This window comes from Methanothrix sp., assembly GCF_016706325.1.
Classification (GTDB): Archaea; Halobacteriota; Methanosarcinia; order Methanotrichales; family Methanotrichaceae; genus Methanothrix.
The window spans coordinates 108,395-127,123 of the sequence record NZ_JADJJX010000003.1 but is presented as its reverse complement, the minus strand read 5'-3'; the positions used below and the strand labels follow the sequence as shown (position 1 = coordinate 127,123).

Sequence of the window (18,729 nt, the reverse complement as noted above, 5' to 3'; positions counted from 1 at the left end):
AGAGGACTTATCATCAATTTGCTCTAGGTGATCTGAGCCTCTCAACCGCTAAGCTCACCCCTTTCCAGGCTTCTTTCCATCCTGATCTGCAATCCAGTCCAGCCTTCAGATCTCTGGCCGGGCTTGGCAGTAATTGGAGGATGGCGATGAAAAGGGACAAGAACAGGCAGACAGGGATAGTAGCATCTATACAGCCTCTGGGAGTGTACAAGATGCATGTGATGGAACTATTGGGAAGATCGGCCATAAAGGTCAGCGAGGAGAAGGTAGTGGATGCCACTGAGCCGGTGATTGAGTGGTGCCCACTTTTTGATAAGGTTCGGGGAATAAAAAAGGTGACAAGGGAGTCTGCAGCGGAGAACATGGAGTTTCGCATAAAAGAGCATGGCATGTTCTCCTCCCGCCGCAAGCTGGAGATGGATACATTCGTCGGCTTTGGGGCATCGGAGTCGATGATGACCGGCCTGTTGAGAGGGATAATCGATGCTGCTGTAACAGTATGCGATGGCGCAGGGACGGTCATCACCTCCAACGGATCTTTAGTCCAGGGAATGGGAGGCTATATCTCAGGACTGCTGGAGACAGATCCCATCCCCGAGGTCATTGAGGGGATAGAATCGAGGGGGGGGCATGTTCTCTCTCCCCAGAGCGGCAGGATCGACCAGATCGAAGGAGCGGCTTATGCCATAAATGCTGGGTATTCCCGGTTCGCAGTGACGGTTGCAGATGCCGAGAGTGCTGAGAGGCTGAGGGAGCTGGAGGAGTCAGCCGGGGTGAGGATAATGATAATCGGGGTTCATCTCACAGGGATCAGCCTGATTGATGCCAGAAGGCTGCTGAAGGTGGCGGATATCGTCACCGGCTGTGCCTCCAAGCATATCAGAGATGAGGTGGCGCCACTGGTGCAGGTGGGGACTGCAATCCCCCTCTTCGGCCTGACCCAATGGGGAAAGGAGCTGCTGGTGGAGAGGGCAAAGGATGTCACCGGGCCGCTGCTGATAAACACCATGCCCCTTCCCGTCCTGCCGGAGAGGAAACAGCCCCGGCCACTGGTCTAGATCTGGGCACACGAGCCGAGAGCAAAGGATGCAAAGGCACAGATGAACCTAAAATGTGGCCTGCCTCAAGGGCAGGGCAGGGTCATGATGGAGGCATTGCCGCTCTCCAGTTGCATCCTCATATTTGTATAACCACGGTAGCTGCCGGTCATGATATAAGCCGGAGCTGAGCCTGCGCTCTTCTGCACCCTTGCCCCCACCCTTGCCGCTCCATCCACCTCAGTGTGGATGTCGTATACTGAGTTCTCATTGGTCTGGCTGACGGTGGTGTCCTTGACCAGATCCCTGATCTCAGAGTAGCTCTCAGAATAGACCGATCCCGCCTCATAGTTCTTGGCACAGAGGGCATTTCTCAGCTCGCTTCTGCTGATGGGCTCGGTGTATAAGGATGGCTTGTTCTGGTAGACCCCCCATTCACTGGCCCAGATCTCATTGAAGCCATCCTCAAATCCGCCATAGACATGAGCATCAATGGTGCGGGATATGGTGCCAGTGCCCCGGGTTCCGGTGACCATCTTCTGGCCGTGGAATCCGCCGGTCGTCTGATAGATGCGCATATCATCAGAGGAGCCCTGATTGTAGATCCAGGAGTGCTCAGTCATGTTCTGGGGTACACCCTGGGCCAGGGGAAGCAGAAGGCCCAAGAAGGCGATGATGCTAAACGCCCCTATCATCAAAGATCCGGACAGCCACCATTTCATATGAACAACACCATCTCGATAGCGCTATACAGGTGCATCGGATATAAATTTGATCCTGGTTTCTGGTTTCTATTTTCGGTGTTTGATATCCTTCAGCCTTTTTTCCAGGGAGGCGGCAAGATCTGGAGAGGGGCCGGCACCATAGTAATCCATTCGTGCCGCCAGGGCGAGCTTTCCGGCCAGGGCGCGGGCCAGCTTTCCCCTCAGCCTCCTGGGGGCGCCCATGACCGCTGGATGGCGGAAGATTATGCCATGCTTGGGGGAGGGGGCCCGGCCTTCGAGATGCTTGAAGAGCGACTTTTCCGCTCCCATGACCTGCAAGCGCGAGGAGGGCATCTTGGCCAGTCTGTGCAGGCCTCCCGCTCTGGATATGAGCCTTGCCGCCAGCACCGGTCCGGCCAGGGCAGAGAGGTTGGGCAAGAGCCCTTCCGCCCGGGAGCTCACCTCCATCTCCATGCCTCTCCTCGATTCCCGCAATCCGAGGATGGCGCGGGCAAAGGGTCCCACGGTCTCATCCTCGCAGAGCGATTCGGCCAGGTCCCTTCCATGCACAATCCTCTGGCGGTGCAGGCGGTGCCACTCATAAAGCCTCTCATCGAGCAGATTTATCGCCTCAGTCATATCGTCCAGTGCCTCCACCGCCTGGAGGAGGTCCTGCTCGGCTGTGGCCAGCAGGGAGAGCTGGCGGTGGACCAGCTCCAGAGCCACCCTTCTGAGAAGGGAATTATACTCGATATCATCTGCCGCGAACCCATGTGCCAAGGCCAGACGGCGCAGGTCAGGCTGAGGGGATGGGCCGGCGGGAAGAGGCCGCTTGAGAAGGGCATTTATCATGCTCTCCTCATCCTCTGCAAGCGATATCAGCTCCGTATCCAGGTCAACCCTTCCAAACCAGGCTGCGATCTCCATTCTGTCCTACCTCCCGGCTATGAGGCATTCGATTTCTGATCGTTGACTCCTCTTCAAGCTACATTGACCGAATTGACCTATATTATCCTGTTCCCCATCATTGCCCTTCGCCTTCTATTGGCCAGATTGCTATCCAGGTCTATGCTATCCAGGTCTATGCTATCCAGGTCTATGCTATCCAGGTCTATGCTATCCAGGTCTATGCTATCCAGGTCTATGCTATCCAGGTCTATGCTATCTAGGTCTATGCTATCCAGGTCTATGCTATCCTGGGGGATTACTTTCTCACTGCATTGATCTTCTTTAAATAGTTCCAGGGCCTACTTACTCTTACCTCTCAATGAAAAATAGGGGGCAGATAGATAATGAAAGAATTGATAGACCAGATATCGGCTCGCCTCAGGGAGCAGAGCATCATTGTCCCTGATGAGGAGATAGAGGTTCGCCTGAAGAAGCTAATCGACGATTTTCGCGTGCCGGAAGGGGAAGCAAGAAGGTCGGTCCTGAACTATTTCCAAAAGGAGCACGGAGTCATCCCATTGGCCAGGGCCGCCTCGGAGAGGGTCAAGATCTCCGAGATCAAGGAACCGGGACGGTGGGTGGATCTGAAGGTCAAGGTCGTCGATCTATGGGAGCCGGCAACTGAAGCCATCTCCCAGACCGGATTGGTCGGCGACAGCTCTGGCGTAATGAAGTTTGTTAAATGGAAGAAGTCCGAGCTGCCCGATATGCTCTTGGGGCAGAGTTATTCTCTGAAGAATGTGGTCACAGATGAGTTCCAGGGCCGGTTCAGCATAAAACTGAATCGCACCAGCCAGATCGAGCCCCTGGAAGAGGAGGTGGAGGCAAGATCGATCAGCAAGAGAGCGCAGGAGATGAAGGTGATAGAGATCGATGAGCCCGGAGTGTGGGTCGATCTGAAGGTCAAGGTCGCCCAGCTCTGGGAGACGAACAGCGATTCCATCTCCCAATCGGGCCTGATAGGCGACGAGACCGGCTCCATAAAGTTTGTGAAATGGGCAAAAGCTGACCTTGCCAACCTGGAGGAGGGGAAGAGCTATCTTCTTCGAAACCTGGTTACAGACGAGTTCCAGGGGAGATTCAGTGTGAAGCTGAACCGCACCAGCCAGATCGAACCGCTGGATATTGATGTTCAGATCGGCTCCCAGGCGGCGGAGTTCTCGGGGGCGCTGGTGGATGTGCAGAAGGGCTCGGGGCTGATCAAACGCTGTCCGGTCTGCAAGCGCTCCCTTGCCAAGGGGGTGTGTGCGGATCATGGAAAGGTGGACGGCACATATGATCTGCGCATAAAGGCGGTGCTGGACGATGGCCGCCGGGTGCAGGATGTCCTCATCAACCGGGAGACCACTGAGAGGCTGGTGGGGCTGACACTGGAGGAGGCCAGGATGATGGCCATGGAGGCCCTCGATCACGAGGTAGTGCGCTCCCTGATCGAGAGCAAGCTTGTGGGCAGATACTTCACCATCACCGGGCCCAGGGTCGATCGTTATCTTCTGGTGGAGACGGTAAATGAGGTCATGCCGGTTACCGAATCGAGTGTGGATGAGTTGATGAGCCAGGCGGAGGCGATCTAGAATGGCCGGATTCTCCAGAGAGGTGGCGCGCAGGATATTTGCTGAGGAGCTGAAGAGCTCAAACTACTCCTTCCGGGATGGAGAGGATCAGCATCAATATGCTCCTCAATACCTTCTCACCCCCACTGGGGCCAAGTGCAACCGGGTCTTCTTCGTGGGAGTGCTGACTGAGAAGGATGACATCGGTACCGATGTGGAGTACTGGCGGGGGAGGGTGGTGGACCCAACGGGCAGTTTGCTGATCTATGCCGGCCAGTACCAGCCTGAGGCCGCCCAGATACTGGCCAGCATGGATGCTCCCGCCTTTGTCTCCATTGTGGGAAAGCCCAACCTCTATCAGACAGAGGACGGCAACATCCTCATATCTCTGCGTGCCGAGTCCATCCAGAGGGTGGATGAGGCAACCAGAAACCAGTGGATAATGGATACCGCCAGGCGCACTTTAGAGAGGATCTCCATCCTGGAGAAGGCAGAGCCGGCACCGCTGTCAAGCGATTTCTCCACTGCAGATCGGGCCTTTCCCGCCACCGACCAGCAGGATGCTGCTCGGGCACTGGAGCACTATCATACTGATATCGAACGTTACCGGCGGATGGTCCTTCGTGCCCTCACCTCTCTTAAGGCCGATCTGTCCAAGAGCAGCGCCCCGGGGGAGGAGAGGGATGCGGTAAGGGCAGCCGGGGATGCTCTCAAGAGTGCTCCCGACCCTCTTGCCCGCCCGGCTGAGGCTGAAGGAGAGGAGGGGAGGCAGCCCCCTAAAAGGGGCAGGCCCAAGAAGGGAGGATCGCTGGATTCCTGGCCTGAGGCAGGGGATGAGGATGAGGTGGAGACCTTCAACCTCGGAAAGAAGAGCTGAAAAGTCTTATATAATCCACAGAGGCTCTAAGAGCGCAGGTGAGTTAATATGGTAATTGGTGTAACCATGGTCAAGGTGGTGCCGGGACAGGAGAAGACGGTCTACAATGCTCTGCAGGAGATCGACGGCATCAAGGATGTATATCATGTCTTCGGCGAGTTCGACTTCGTAGTGATCATCGAGGTTGAGGGCCTGAGCATGCTCAACAAGCTGGTTGATGTCATCAGAGAGATAGATAACGTCAATGCCACCCAGACAGTGGTCGGGGCTGAGCTTTAAGCCCCATCTTTCCCTTTATGGAGATCGCTGAGGAGCTGGCCAAACAGCAAAAAGCCATCTCCGTTGCCGAATTTTTGAGAAGAACAGGCAGATCCTGGGATTCGATTCTGCGCCCCGCGCCCTGATCACCTGTGTGAAAGAGGCGGTGGATAACTCTTTAGATGCCTGTGAGGAGGCAGGGATCCTGCCGGACATATTCGTTCAGGATCAGGAAGAGCGGCGAGTACTTTCAGGTCATAGTGGAGGACAACGGCCCGGGGATTGTGCCGGAGGAGATCCCGCCCATCTTCGCCAAATTGCTTTATGGATCTCGATTTCATTCCCTGCGCCAGAGCAGAGGTCAGCAGGGCATAGGCATCTCCGCTGGAGTGCTCTACTCCCAGCTCACCAGCGGCAAACCGACAAGGGTCATCTCCAAGATCGCTCCGGACAGGCCCGCATACTACTGTGAGCTCATGATCAATACCTCCAAGAACGAGCCGGAGATCATCAGAGCAGAGGAGGTGGACTGGGAGAGGCCTCGAGGAACAAGGGTGGAGATGGAGATGGAGGGCTCTTATGTCCGCAGCCGCAGGCAGTCGGTCTATGGCTCCCTGAAGAGCGCTGCCATCGTCAACCCCCATGCCCGCATAACCCTGGTGGAGCCGGAGGGGAACGCCGAGATCTTCGAACGGGTGACAGAGAACCTCCCCAAGAAGGCCTATGCCATCCAGCCCCATCCGGAGGGAATAGAGCTCGGGGAGCTGATCAAGCTCCTGCGCTATACCGAAAAGAAGAGGCTGAGGATATTTCTGAAGGAGACCTTCTCCTCCATCGGCACCATCACCGCCCAGGAGCTATGCAAGAGAGCAGACCTTGACCCGGAAAGGTCTCCGGCAGGCCTTGATCATGAGGAGGCAGTGCGCCTGCTTTCGGCCTTCAAGCAGATCCGGGTCAAGTCGCCACCTGTCGACTGCTTATCCCCTATAAGCGAGGAGCTGATCCGGGCGGGGCTGGAGAAGGAGTTCAGGCTGGACTTCATCGCCACCACCACCAGGCCGGTATCCGTCTACTCCGGCAACCCCTTTCTGATTGAGGTGGGCCTGGGCTATGGCGGCGAGCTGACAAAAGAGGGGCGGGTGGAGATCCTCCGTTTTGCCAATCGCGTCCCCCTGGTATACCAGCAGGGGGCCTGTGCCATCACCCATGCAGTGGAATCCGTCTCCTGGAGGAACTACTCTCTGAGCCAGCCCGGGGGGAGCGGTATTCCCACCGGCCCGGTCGTTCTGCTGGTGCATATCGCCTCCACCAATATCCCCTTCACCTCAGAGAGCAAGGATGCTGTGGCTGATATGCCTGAGATACTGGCCGAGGTCGACCTGGGGCTCAAGGAGGTGGCACGAAAGCTGCGCCGCTATCTGGGCAGAGAGAGCCTGCTGGCAGAGAGGCGGGAGAAGGAGGAGATCATCAGAAAGATCCTCCCCCGGATAGCAAAGAAGCTCTCCGATGTCCTGGACCGCCCCGAGCCGAACATCGGCCCGGTGGTGGCCAGGATTATGGGCAACCTTCTCGTCTCCAGAGAGTCAGAGCAGCAGGATGGCCGGATATCAGTACGTCTGGTGGTCGAGAACCACAGCGACCTGATAAGGTCCTTCAAGCTGCATGAGCTCTTGGGGGAGAGGGCAGAGGCGGTCAGCCCCCCGGCCAAGGTGATTCCTCTGGGGGATGGGTACGATCATCACTGGAAGCTCTCCATTGGTCCGGGCAAGAAGGCCACTATCAGCTACCAGATAGGGGCAAATGGCAAAGAGCCGGCTGAGCCGGTGGTAGAGGGCCTGGAACCAGAGATCGTCACCGGCGCCAGGGTGATCTGATGAATGAGGGGGCCTCGACTGAGAGATAAAAGGGCTCAGGATAACGGTGTGAGGGCATGGCAGGATCGAAGGGATCAAAGGATAAGTTGAGCTCGGAGAGGCCAGGGACGGATCCCCGCTCGAAGAGGGCGGAGGAGAATCTTCTCCGCCTGGCAGAGTCGCTCTACAGCCAGTTTCAGCGGGGAGTTGTGCCTCATATCTCTCTGCCCTCCAGGACCAAGAGCAATATAGAGTTCTCCAGCAGAGATGATGTCTGGGTCTATGGAGATCAGGAGACGATGCGCAGCGTCAAGACAGTACGGGGGGCCAAGACCCTTCTCAAGACCGTCCACCTGACAGAGCTGCTGATAGATGAGCATCTCAAGAACAATCGGGGCTCGACATTGAGAGAGATCTACTACATCTCCGAGAACTGGGATATAGCCAAGTTCAATGAGCAGGCAGAGAGCGATCGGCTGATCGAGGACATGGAGATCGTAACCAATCTGCATAGAGAGGACTTTCATGTCCGCCCGGAGGAGGATGGGGCAGCAGTCTTCGGGCCACTGCGCCTGAAAGAGCAGACCCGCCGGGGGGAGAAGCAGATGCACTGCCAGGAGGATGTGGGCGAGGCCGGCTATCAGATACCCTTCAATGTGGACAACATCGAGTTCATCAGCCATGATGCCCAGATGGTCATGGCCGTTGAGACCGGCGGAATGTATGCCCGGTTGATAGAGAACGGCTTTGATGAGGAGTATAAAGCCATCCTGGTTCACATCAAGGGCCAGCCTGCCAGGTCCACCCGGCGGATCATAAAGAGGCTGAACAATGAGCTGGACCTGCCGGTGGTGGTCTTCACCGATGGGGACCCCTGGTCCTATCGCATCTTTGCCAGCATCGCCTATGGAGCGATCAAGAGCGCCCATCTATCCGAGCACCTGGTGACCCCCAAGGCCCGCTTCCTGGGGGTGCAGCCCAGTGATATCGTGGACTACAACCTATCCACTGACAAGCTCACGGACAAGGATCTTCGGGCCCTAAAGAGCGAGCTCTCCGATCCAAGGTTTGCCAATCCCTACTGGGAACGGCAGATCCGTCTGCAGATAGACCTCAAGAAGAAGGCTGAGCAGCAGGCTTTTGCTGGAAAGGGGCTGGACTTCGTCACCAAGACCTATCTGCCTGAGAGGTTGGCGGAGATGGGGATCATCTGAGTGATCATCGACTCTCGCTGGAGCAAAGATTTATACTTTATAAGAACAGATCAGCCGGCGATGAGACGCGATCTTCTCGATATCCTGGCCTGCCCGCTATGCAAAGGGGATCTGACCTTGGAGGTATTCGAAGAGAATGAGGTGGAGATACTAACCGGCAGGCTCTGCTGCCCGGCCTGCAATGAGGCCTATCCCATTGAGGATGGGATCCCCAATATGCTCCCGCCGGACCTACGAGACTGATCATGCCTATGGGATGGCTGTCTTCCCCTATTCGAGGCTGGAGGGCACGGGATAGGAGGAGGGATGAAGGGGCGGGAGGAGGGGGCGAGGTGAAGTGGGAGTCCTGCCTCACAGGCGAAATATTTATACAACATTATGTAGCAGCATATGACAGCATATGACAGCATATGACAGCATATGACAGCATATGACGGTGTCATATGGATGTATCATGCAAGAGTTCTGAGAGGGGGGATTGGGATTGGACCATGTTGTTCGCATCGACGGGGGAGATGAGATCAAAGAGCCCATCGTCCTTCATCTTCTTCCCGGTGAGGAGACCATCTTCAACCTCGTGCTCATCAATGATGAAGAGCCTTTGGATATCTCTTTGCTGGCCAGCGATCCCATCATCAATGTGCTTCGCTTCCGAAAGCAGGACAGCCATGTGAAGGGGAGACAGATCATTCCCATCTTTGCCCGAATGCCCGAGGATACAGACCGGCTGGAGGGAGAGATCATCCTGCAGAGCAGAAGTGGTGAGAGCCGGGTGCCCATAACCATTCTGCAGGATTCTGTGCCTTTCGAGAGGCCTGGTCGCTCTCTCCCCATGGCCCAATCCAGGCGACTGGGCAGGCCTGCATCCAGAGCCCGGGTCCGGGAGATCGTCCCAGCAGGAGAGGAGGATGCAGAGGGTCGCCGGGAAGGGGAAGAGAATCCAGATCTAAACGGGATCGCTCTGGATATGATCGATCCAATTGATCCGAATGGAATGGATGAGGGGGGGAGGATAGGAGCCATGATCTCGACGGCTCAACAGATGACCAGGATACAGAATTCATCCCGGTTGGAGGCGGCCAGAGCGAGGTGGAGGAGAAAGAGGACCGATACATCTCATTCTCAAAGGATGCAGATTTAGAGAGGTATCGGTCCGCCCGGCGTGTCCGCCGGGTCGAGGATCTCTCTGGAGAGGATGACTATTTTGCCGCCGATGATAACATTAGCGGAGATGATGATCCTGATTTCTCCCATCACCTCCGGAGAGGGCAGGGGTTGCAGAGCGACTGGACTGAGCGGATCGATAGGGGCGACAGGAATACTGAGAGCCTCTTCGGCCATAGGGCGGGCAGGAGGGCGGTCCACGGTGCAGAGCTTGGGAATGATGAGCTCAATAAGCAATTCGACCCCGATTCGATCAGCTCAGGAGAGATGATTGAGGAGGGAATCGAGGGGGGGATCGAGGGGGGGATCGAGGGGGGATCGAGGGGGGAATCGAGGAGGGAATCGAGGAGGACGACTTCGGCAGCGCAATTGGAGCGATGCAGATCATCCCTGCAATCATATTCTTGGGCCTGGTCAGCACATTGGTTCTGACATTCATCACCGAGAGCATTCCTGAGTTTCCCGGGGCTTTAGTATCATCGATTCTGATCGTCACCCTTATCATATACGGAGCGGCTACGCTCCTGAAGGCGTGAAAAATGAGATATATCGTGGTCACAGGCGGGGTTATGAGCGGCCTTGGGAAAGGCATAACTGCGGCCTCCATCGGCAGGCTGCTCATGAACCGGGGTTATAAGGTCACAGCCATAAAGATCGATCCCTACATCAATATCGATGCCGGCCTCATGAGCCCATTTCAACATGGCGAGGTCTACGTTCTCAAGGATGGGGGAGAGGTGGATTTGGACCTGGGGAACTATGAGCGATTCTTGGATGTCGAGCTGACCCGTGATCACAATATCACCACCGGCAAGGTCTACAGTACAGTGATAGAGAAGGAGCGGCGGGGGGAGTATCTGGGCAAGACCGTCCAGATCATCCCCCACATCACCGAGGAGATCAAGAAACGAATCCGCCAGGTCTCCCGGGAGGGGGGCTGCGAGATATGCCTGGTCGAGGTGGGGGGAACGGTGGGCGATATCGAGTCCATGCCCTTCCTGGAGGCCATGCGTCAGCTGAAGTATGAGGAGTCGGGAAACATCTTCTTCGTCCATGTTACCCTCGCCCCCTCCACCACCGATGGAGAGCAGAAGACCAAGCCCACCCAGCATAGTGTGAAGGTGATGAGGGAGCTGGGCCTGCAGCCGGACATGATCGTAGTTCGCTGTGCGCGTCCCCTTCTGGCTGAGACCAAGGCCAAGATCGCCCAGTTCTGCGATGTGCCCACAGAGGCGGTGATCAGCGCTCATGATGCCGATGACATCTACAAGCTGCCCCTGCAGATGGAGGCGGAGGGGGTTGCCAGGTACATCATGAGGGAGATGAGGCTCTTTCCTCTGGAGGAGAGGAAGGACTGGGATGAGTTCGTAGCGAAGATGGAGGCAGCCACCGGATCGGTGAAGGTGGCGATCGTCGGCAAGTACACTGTGGGCGAGCAGTGCGCTGAGCCCATGGAGGATGCCTACCTCTCCATACGGGAGTCCTTGAAGCATGCAGGAATCGAGGCCGGGGTCAGGCCGGAGATTGTGTGGATCGATGCTGAGGATCTGGAGCGCGGCTCTGCCGATCTCATCCTGCGCGAGGCGGATGGCATTCTGGTGCCAGGGGGCTTTGGCCCCCGGGGGACGGAGGGGAAGATCAAGGCTATACAGTATGCGCGGGAGATGAAGGTGCCGTATCTGGGGATCTGCTTTGGCATGCAACTTGCGGTGATCGAGTTCGCCCGCAATGTCTGCGGCCTGGATGGGGCGGGGAGCACAGAGTTTGGGGAGACTCCCCATCCGGTGATTGCTCTACTGCCCGAGCAGGAGAAGATCAGGGAGATGGGGGCGAGCATGAGGCTGGGAAATTATCCTGCTCATTTGCCGGAGGGCAGCCTGGCGCACAGGATTTATGACAGAACAGATATCGTGGAGAGGCACAGGCACCGCTATGAGGTCAATCCCGCCTATATCAAGCCCATAGAGGAGAAGGGGATGATATTCTCCGGCAGGAATGGTGAGCTGATGGAGATCTGCGAGATACCTGAGCATCCCTTCTTCTTCGCTTCGCAGTTCCATCCTGAGATGAAGTCCCGGCCGGGCCGGCCTTCGCCGCCGTTCCTGGCGTTTGTGGGGGCGATGAAGGGGAGGAGAAAAGATTAGATGGTTGAGTCTGCTATTTTTTCTCTCCCATCTTATCTCTTAGGTGCGGGTTTAACTATCGGGATCAGTATCAAGATCAGGGTCTCAAGCAATGTGCAGCCTTCATGCTCATATCAATCTATTGGTTTAAAAAGACCGATTTATCGGGTTTTTCATCCTTCTTACAGGGACAACTTGTTCATGGGGTTTGACTTTTTGTCTACTTAGAGAGGGGTTCAATCCAACGTATATGTCATTCAGAAACATTGGCTCTTCGCTATTCCATGTGGGTAACTTCAGGATAGCGGCAGGCGGACTCAATCGTGATAATATCAGGCATGAATCCCGGCGTAGAGTCGGTAGGTAGCGACACATCTCATGATAATCCCAAATTCCCGGCCGTCATGACGCTATAAGGACCAAGCTATAGGATTAGCGATTCCTTAAATCCACCCACACAAAACAGCGAGGAGCCGAAATATTTATCATTATTGACCTGCTATATTAGCATGGGACAGATGATGAGAAGGTATTTCTGTGAAGATAAGGTTAATCTTGACTGGCATACTCTTTGGAATTGTATGCTGTAATCTGTGTATTGGCGGAGATATTTTATTGCAAGGGTCCTCTTTATGGGGAATTGAAGTCATATCCGGTAATGTGGAAATCATCGGCCCAACAAATACAGATTTTATTTCAGTTGCAGTACAAGCCGATGGCAATTATCGCCCTGGTGGTACAGCCGGTCGTGAGCCTCTAATGGGTTTGAGTTTTGTAATATGGAAAAGTCAAGAGTTCCTGCAAGCTCCAGACATGATCGATTAAGCCAGCTTGCTTCGCGGGACTATTGAACTTCGTTATGCCCATCTCATTTCTATATTTTAGAGCACGATGCTTTCGGCAGTAGTTGAAGTGCGCGAAATATAGGGTCATTTGGTTATTCAATTCTGCAGTCTCCTTAGAGAAACCTATGGTTTTCCTTGATATGCGGTTATTATCTTGTCTGCATGTCAGGTTTTGCCGTTCAATGTAGCTGGTAGATATCATTTTGTGGTCTATATCTTTGCCAAATATGATTCTCTTGACCACTTTTTTAGTCTACCGTTGACCCTCATTTTAATGACTTGAGCATATTGTAATAGTTCATCTACGATTAATTTAGGACTTCGAGGTCGCCCTCGCTTGCCTGTTGGTGCGAACGGCTGTAGTTTTCCATATTGCTTTCGAAGAGCTGCTGCATATAGTCTTAATCCATCTGTCACAAAGAGCGGCATTGATCTGAGTCTTTTGGCAGTATTTGAAACGAGCTGATCTGCATTTTCCTGAGATCGCTCACCGATAACATGTGAAAGCACCAACCTGCAATTTGCAGCCATGCTTATCCAGATCCAAGTTCCTTTATCTTCGTATTCACCTTCTCTGGGTAGTGTTTTTCCCCACAAAAGTCCATGCCTCGTCCATCTCTACCTTTGGGGTCTCTACATCCTTCAAGACAACTTCATTGACTTTTTCACTATGCTTTGCTGCTTTCGAGATCCAAGTGCTTACAGTAGATGGTTTTGACTCAAGGATCTCAGCTATTCCTAAGACACTCATTCCACGCATGGCCATTTTTAGAGCCAGCTTGATCTTTTCTTCGTTTGTTCTTGTGTCATAGAATGCAGTGTTAGTTCTATCACAGAATCTGGTACCACATGTGTGGCAAATATATTTCCTGACCTTGCCGGAGCTTATCTTGTAAGTTCCGTACACAGTGACGTTTCCTTTCCCAGCAATTCCAAATAGATTGCACTGCTCATTCGGGCATGCTACATCCAAGAATCGAGGCTTTGGACCTCTTTTGCCCATTTTGCTACACCCCATGTAGCATATAGGAATAGGTTATATAAATAACAGCCGATTGTAGATTCACGACCGGTACAGCCAGCGTTAAAGAAAATATAAACACATCCCATGGGGTTAATATTGCGATCTATCGCCTTTATAACGAGACTGGTTTAGCGGCAATTTCATCAATGCCTATCGATCCCTCTAACCTGCAATCAAGTTCAGAGCCTCTAATTGATCCACTGCTGGTTGCCTTGAACGATAGCAATAGCAAAATTCGAAACCGGGCAGCCAGGGCATTAGGGGATATTAGATCAGTTGAAGCAATTGATCCTTTGATTAATAGACTAAAAGATGAAGACATAAAAGTCCAAGATAGTTCAGCATTAGCTTTGCGGAAGATCACTGGAGTGGATTTAGACAAGGATCAGCAAAAATGGATGGAATGGCGAGAGAAGAGCACAAATGCAGTAGGACGAGTACAATTTCCACAAGAAAACATATCTGCAAAGGCATTACCCACATATTCCCAAATCCTGGCGACTTATCCTGAAGGAGCCTTGGGGATTTATGGGGTGCGGACAGAAGGAAATGTGACTAAGGTAACAGATGAAGGTTGGGATTTAAATCTAACACAAATAGAGATTAAGAATGGGGATGCAGTTATCCAAGGCTATGGCACAAAGATTACTCTGGACGTACCTGTAACCGTAGATGGGAAGACATTTGATGCTGGTTCGAAATTAACTGTGGATAAAGATCTCAATTGGGTCGAGGTTTCAAGCTGGGATTAAGATGAACTGCACAAAAAGATATGTGATATCAATTTTTATTCTAATTGCACTTGTCTGCGCAGCATCAGCTCAGGGGCAGGGATATCGACCATCGACTGGCACGTTTATAAAAGATATGTTAAGGAATGGATGTGGAGAGCTGGTAATAACTAATGACGACCGCAACAGAGATGCTCTTGCAGTGCTCACTAATTTAAATAAGGAACCACTAATAGAAGTCTTCATAAGGTCTGGAGAGTCATTCAGAATCACGGAGATAAATGATGGCCAGTACGACATATATTTCAAGCTTGGAAAGGGGCTGATTCAAACTGATCTAATGTTCCAGGAAAATGAAGTATTATATAAATTAAATAGAGCGCTTGAATTCAATACCAAACAAATTTCTACTGAAAAAATCTGCAGCGAGCGGGCAGTTGCTTTAAAATATGCTGCACCTAACGTAAATGAAGCCATAGGGATGGTTCCAGTATCTGAGGAGGATTTTCCTGCCCTGCCCAAATTAGCAAATGATGATAATAATGATAACGGCCCTGATCTATCTAGCCCAATCCAGCAATCGGCCTCTTTGCCAGAGACTACTGGAATATTCCCTTCTCAATCTGGCGGTATAGATAGAGTTAGTGGCTATTTAGGGAAGAGCTGTCCAGATGGATGGAAAGGACCAAATGCCCTAGGAGAATGCTGGCGCTGTGGAGTCTGCCCCGCTGGCTGGAATGGGCCAAATGAGAATTGCGAATGTTGGAGGTGGGTTACTGTATATAGATGAAAGAGTAATTTGAAATTTCTATCTTTTGAGAGTTGTCTGGCTGTCATTCAAGAAGCATGCAACGTGAACCGCTCCTGAATGAGCATCATCCTTGGCCAAGCGTTACATCAATTCAGATTTCAGATAGTAAAATGCTCATCCAGTGTTATGGCACAAAGATTACTCTGGACGTACCTGTAACCGTAGATGGAAAGATATTTGATGCGGGCTCAAAATTAACCGTGGATAAAGATCTTAATTGGGTAGAGTAGAGGTTTCTAGCTGGGATTAAGATGAACTGCACAAAAAGATATGTGATATCAATTTTTATTTTAATTGCACTTGTCTGCGCAGCGGCAGCTCAGGAGCAGGGATATCGGCCATTGACTGGCAAATTCATAAAGGATACGCAAAGATATGGGCTGGGAGAGCTGACGATAATAAACGATAATAGTCAGAAGGATGCTCTTATCGTAATTACTGATTTGAATCAAAAGCCGCTTATGGAGGTCTTCATTAGATCTAAAGAGACATTTAAAATATCAGGAATAACTGATGGAAAGTACAATATATATTTCAGGGTTGGAAACAGCTGGGATCGAGATAATTCAAAGTTTCTAGAAGATGAGGTACGCTACAAGTTGGATAGGCCTTTGGAGTTTGAAACCGAAGAAACATGGGATGGAACTTCATATAGTATATGGATGATAGCATTGGAAGAGGCTGTACCTGATGCAAACCAGGCTATGGAGAAGATTCTTGTGGCGGAGGAGGATTTCCCTAGCTAGGCTGGCATATAGCGTAGAATAATATAGGTGAGAGAAAAAATGAATATAGCAGGCAAGATCTTTGCAGGAGTACACTGTTTATCATCTTCTTAAATAATTCCGATTCACTTAACTTAGATGGCCCCCATAATGAACATTGAAAACATTTTTACGTTTCTATCTGGTTTTTTCTGTTCTTGTCTCCAGAATCCCTCAGTTCCATCAGTTATTTATAATTTTTAGATAGGCTCTGCTATGGCCGCAATCTCCACAAAAATCATTCAAATACGCTCGATTCAAATGGGGTCTCATCGCAGGCGATATAAACAAAAAATATAGAGATAATGATGTATATTGTCAGAAATGATCTATATTGTAAGAAGATCCTTAATAGGGTAGCTGTATGCTTAAATTTTAAAGCGGGTCGATAAGAATTATAAAACTCATTCACTCACTCATCCACCCGCCCATTCACTCACCAGGGGGAGAATGCTCAAGCATCCTGCGCTGCATAAGGCACAAACAGCTCTTCTTTGGGTATAGGATGCGATTTCATCAAGACTGCTTTAGAGGATTCGAGTATTTCTTTTCTGAACACTGTTATGTAATATTTATATTCATTCTTTTGACTATATCGGTATTTCCCATCTCAATAAAGGAATGGTTAAAGATATTAGTGGAAATATCTGCTATATCTTGGCCATCAATCTGCTGATAGAGCGATTATATAGGCTCTGGGAAAGGTATAGACCCGGGAGGGAGCGAAGATTAGATATAAATAGGATTTACACCGAGAATGGTTTGGGGTGTGAAGTGTGATCAAATATCATATGGAAGGTAAGATATATCACTGTATAATAATACTTATCCTATGCGGGCTGCTGATACCCATCGGCGTCTCAGCCCAATGCGGAGACTGCGACGACGGCAATCCCTGCACCAAGGACATCTGCAATGGAACCAAATGCGAGCATATTCCTCTGAGCTGCTATGGAAGCTCATTTATAACCTACGCCAATCCCAGGATACGCTCTAATGGTAGTGTGCCTCTGAATGCAAGTGCATATAATGCATCTGTGATGCCCCAATCCGAGGGGCGCAGCGTTCTTCAGTCTCCTGTGAGCTGCGACGACGGCAACCCCTGTACCAACGACTATCCCGGGCTGGCCGGATGCATCCATGATCCTGTGAATTGTGATGAGGTCAGCGAGCAGATTCGCGAGTATTGTGGCTGTCCGCCTGCCGGAGCCAACAAGAATACTAGCCCTCTGGATCGCCCTCTGGATCCTCAAACCGGGATCGCTTTTGGCGTATTCCTCAGCCCAGAGAGTGCTGGTGTTGATGATGCCGGCCAGGAGACAGCCTCAAGCACTCCCATGGCAGAGAACCAGGCCGCTCCTGCAGAGGACGAACTGATCGGTGCCACAGAGGATAGCCTGGCTGCCGTTACACAGGAGAACCTCACCGGTCCTGCACAGGAGAACCTCACCGGTCCTGCACAGGAGAACCTCACCGGTCCTGCACAGGAGAACCTGACCGGTACTATACAGGAGAATCTGACCGGCGCCGTACTGGATGGCATGATCGGTGTCGCATCTGAGAACCTGACCGGCGATGCACTGGAGAACATGACCGGCGCCGCAATGGCCGAGATGAGCGCTTTGATCAAGAATGTATCAGAATGCGATGATGGCGACCCGTGCACCGATGATCATCTTGTCAATGGAAAGTGCATTCATTTTCTTAAGACATGCAATGACAATGATCCCACTAACTTCGATTATTGCTATGAGGGAGAATGCATTCATTCGCCAATAAACTGTGATGATGGAGATGCATGCACCATCGATTCCTATAATGGAACGGCATGTGTCTACAGGCCAGTGAACTGCGATGACGGCAATCCCTGCACTGAGGACTCTTGCAATAAGCTTGCTGGGTGCCAGAATATGGAGATAAACCGCGACAATGATTACTGCACAGTCGAATGCGAGGATGGAAAGCCGGTCTTCAAACCGCTAATATGCGATGACGGCGATCCCTGCACCATAGATTATTGCGATAAGGCCCGGGGTTGCGTCCATGTGCCGATATGCGGCCCATTCCGCTTTCACTGCTTCCCGTACTGCTATTACCCTCCATTCGGTTACTCCTATCCATATCCTTATGTCTACCTGCCTGTTAAATACTATTATCCGCATAGGCCTGTACCGGTAATAGCCGCACCCAGCGCGGCAACTGCGAGCAGCCCAGCTCCAGGCACTGCCGCCGCCAGCAGCAGCCCTCCAACAAAATCCTATACCATTGAATCAGGGAAGGTCATAATCCTGCCCTGGAACGAGACGGTCACTGCCCTTGATGCTCTGCAGGTGGAGAATGGCATTGCCTTTTCAGGCGGATCCGGCATCAGGTTCGCCAGACAGCTGGGCACAAGCAAGATCTATCAGCTCCCGGGCGGGCAGAGTATCTCTGACCGGGCAGAGATGGTGGGACTCTCCTGGCCTGAGGGTGGCATCCCGTTCACTCTCACTCTGATCCAGCCCAATGGGATCACCCTCTCTGTGAGGGATGGCGATAAGAATGCTCTGCACCTTACCGGCTCCAATTACAACTACTACTTCCTGAGAGATCCGGCCAAGGGATACTGGACGGCAGTGGTCACTCCCGAGCAGTCCTCTGCCAGCGGAATTGGCTTCTCCCTGATCAGCGGCCTGGTTGAGGGGATAGCTTCCCCCTGAGGAGGGTTGATGCAAGCGAGCCATTCATTCAAGAGATGGACAGAGGCCGAGGCTGGGATCTGGCCCCAGCCCCTCTTTTCCCTTCAAATTTATAATTATAGTAATTAAGACATAAGGCCCCTCG

16 protein-coding genes and 2 pseudogenes are annotated in these 18,729 nt (G+C 52.2%); 15 read left to right on the top strand and 3 right to left on the bottom strand.

Annotated features, from left to right (window positions below):
• Nucleotides 1-212 precede the first annotated feature (212 nt).
• Nucleotides 213-1,058, top strand: coding sequence for a methanogenesis marker 8 protein (locus IPI63_RS12710; protein ID WP_214065350.1), 846 nt, complete (start codon nt 213-215; stop codon nt 1,056-1,058).
• A 65-nt stretch (nt 1,059-1,123) separates the two neighbouring features.
• Here IPI63_RS12710 and IPI63_RS12705 read toward each other — a convergent pair whose 3' ends face one another.
• Together IPI63_RS12705 and IPI63_RS12700 are read right to left on the bottom strand one after the other, a co-directional pair.
• Nucleotides 1,124-1,732: a hypothetical protein gene (locus IPI63_RS12705; RefSeq protein WP_214079910.1), complete on the bottom strand. Its 609-nt coding sequence runs from the start codon at nt 1,730-1,732 to the stop codon at nt 1,124-1,126.
• Between the two features lie 96 nt (nt 1,733-1,828).
• Nucleotides 1,829-2,668 carry an NOP5/NOP56 family protein gene (locus IPI63_RS12700; RefSeq protein WP_292478781.1) on the bottom strand — a complete coding sequence of 280 codons (840 nt, stop codon included), beginning with the start codon at nt 2,666-2,668 and terminating at the stop codon, nt 1,829-1,831.
• Between the two features lie 365 nt (nt 2,669-3,033).
• Between IPI63_RS12700 and IPI63_RS12695 the strand changes: the two genes are divergently transcribed.
• From IPI63_RS12695 to IPI63_RS12650, 10 genes and pseudogenes are all read left to right on the top strand, one after another.
• Nucleotides 3,034-4,263, top strand: coding sequence for a replication protein A (locus IPI63_RS12695; protein ID WP_292478780.1), 1,230 nt, complete (start codon nt 3,034-3,036; stop codon nt 4,261-4,263).
• 1 nt (nt 4,264) lies between these two features.
• Nucleotides 4,265-5,119 (top strand): RPA family protein, encoded by an 855-nt coding sequence (locus IPI63_RS12690; protein WP_292478779.1) that lies wholly within the window; start codon nt 4,265-4,267, stop codon nt 5,117-5,119.
• Nucleotides 5,120-5,167: 48 nt separating this feature from the next.
• The gene (locus IPI63_RS12685; protein WP_013719238.1) at nt 5,168-5,398 is read left to right on the top strand and encodes an Lrp/AsnC ligand binding domain-containing protein; all 231 of its coding nucleotides are present in this window, start codon (nt 5,168-5,170) and stop codon (nt 5,396-5,398) included.
• 17 nt (nt 5,399-5,415) lie between these two features.
• A pseudogene (locus IPI63_RS12680) lies at nt 5,416-7,251 on the top strand (DNA topoisomerase VI subunit B).
• A gap of 56 nt (nt 7,252-7,307) precedes the next feature.
• On the top strand, nt 7,308-8,444 hold the full coding sequence (locus tag IPI63_RS12675) for a DNA topoisomerase IV subunit A (protein ID WP_292478776.1): 1,137 nt from the start codon (nt 7,308-7,310) through the stop codon (nt 8,442-8,444).
• A gap of 60 nt (nt 8,445-8,504) precedes the next feature.
• Entirely contained in the window at nt 8,505-8,687 is a 183-nt protein-coding gene (locus tag IPI63_RS12670) for a methytransferase partner Trm112 (protein WP_214066471.1), read from the top strand.
• A gap of 241 nt (nt 8,688-8,928) precedes the next feature.
• Nucleotides 8,929-9,585 (top strand): hypothetical protein, encoded by a 657-nt coding sequence (locus IPI63_RS12665; protein WP_292478774.1) that lies wholly within the window; start codon nt 8,929-8,931, stop codon nt 9,583-9,585.
• On the top strand, nt 9,534-10,040 hold the full coding sequence (locus IPI63_RS12660; protein ID WP_292478773.1) for a hypothetical protein: 507 nt from the start codon (nt 9,534-9,536) through the stop codon (nt 10,038-10,040). The genes IPI63_RS12665 and IPI63_RS12660 overlap by 52 nt, the downstream gene beginning before the upstream one ends.
• Nucleotides 10,041-10,147: 107 nt before the next feature.
• On the top strand, nt 10,148-11,752 hold the full coding sequence (gene pyrG / locus IPI63_RS12655) for a glutamine hydrolyzing CTP synthase (protein WP_292478772.1): 1,605 nt from the start codon (nt 10,148-10,150) through the stop codon (nt 11,750-11,752).
• 516 nt (nt 11,753-12,268) lie between these two features.
• Nucleotides 12,269-12,556 carry a hypothetical protein gene (locus IPI63_RS12650; RefSeq protein WP_292478818.1) on the top strand — a complete coding sequence of 96 codons (288 nt, stop codon included), beginning with the start codon at nt 12,269-12,271 and terminating at the stop codon, nt 12,554-12,556.
• Here the strand turns inward: IPI63_RS12650 and IPI63_RS12645 are convergent.
• Nucleotides 12,488-13,579, bottom strand: a pseudogene (locus tag IPI63_RS12645) (IS1 family transposase). The gene IPI63_RS12650 and the pseudogene IPI63_RS12645 sit on opposite strands and share 69 nt — an antisense overlap.
• 41 nt (nt 13,580-13,620) lie before the next feature.
• On the opposite strand from IPI63_RS12645, the gene IPI63_RS12640 reads away from it, so the two are divergent.
• From IPI63_RS12640 to IPI63_RS12625, 4 genes are all read left to right on the top strand, one after another.
• On the top strand, nt 13,621-14,352 hold the full coding sequence (locus IPI63_RS12640) for a HEAT repeat domain-containing protein (RefSeq protein WP_366851119.1): 732 nt from the start codon (nt 13,621-13,623) through the stop codon (nt 14,350-14,352).
• A 1-nt stretch (nt 14,353) separates the two neighbouring features.
• Nucleotides 14,354-15,121 carry a hypothetical protein gene (locus IPI63_RS12635; RefSeq protein ID WP_292478769.1) on the top strand — a complete coding sequence of 256 codons (768 nt, stop codon included), beginning with the start codon at nt 14,354-14,356 and terminating at the stop codon, nt 15,119-15,121.
• Nucleotides 15,122-15,393: 272 nt separating this feature from the next.
• On the top strand, nt 15,394-15,888 hold the full coding sequence (locus tag IPI63_RS12630) for a hypothetical protein (RefSeq protein ID WP_292478768.1): 495 nt from the start codon (nt 15,394-15,396) through the stop codon (nt 15,886-15,888).
• 809 nt (nt 15,889-16,697) lie between these two features.
• Nucleotides 16,698-18,605 (top strand): hypothetical protein, encoded by a 1,908-nt coding sequence (locus IPI63_RS12625; RefSeq protein ID WP_292478767.1) that lies wholly within the window; start codon nt 16,698-16,700, stop codon nt 18,603-18,605.
• Nucleotides 18,606-18,729: the final 124 nt, after the last annotated feature.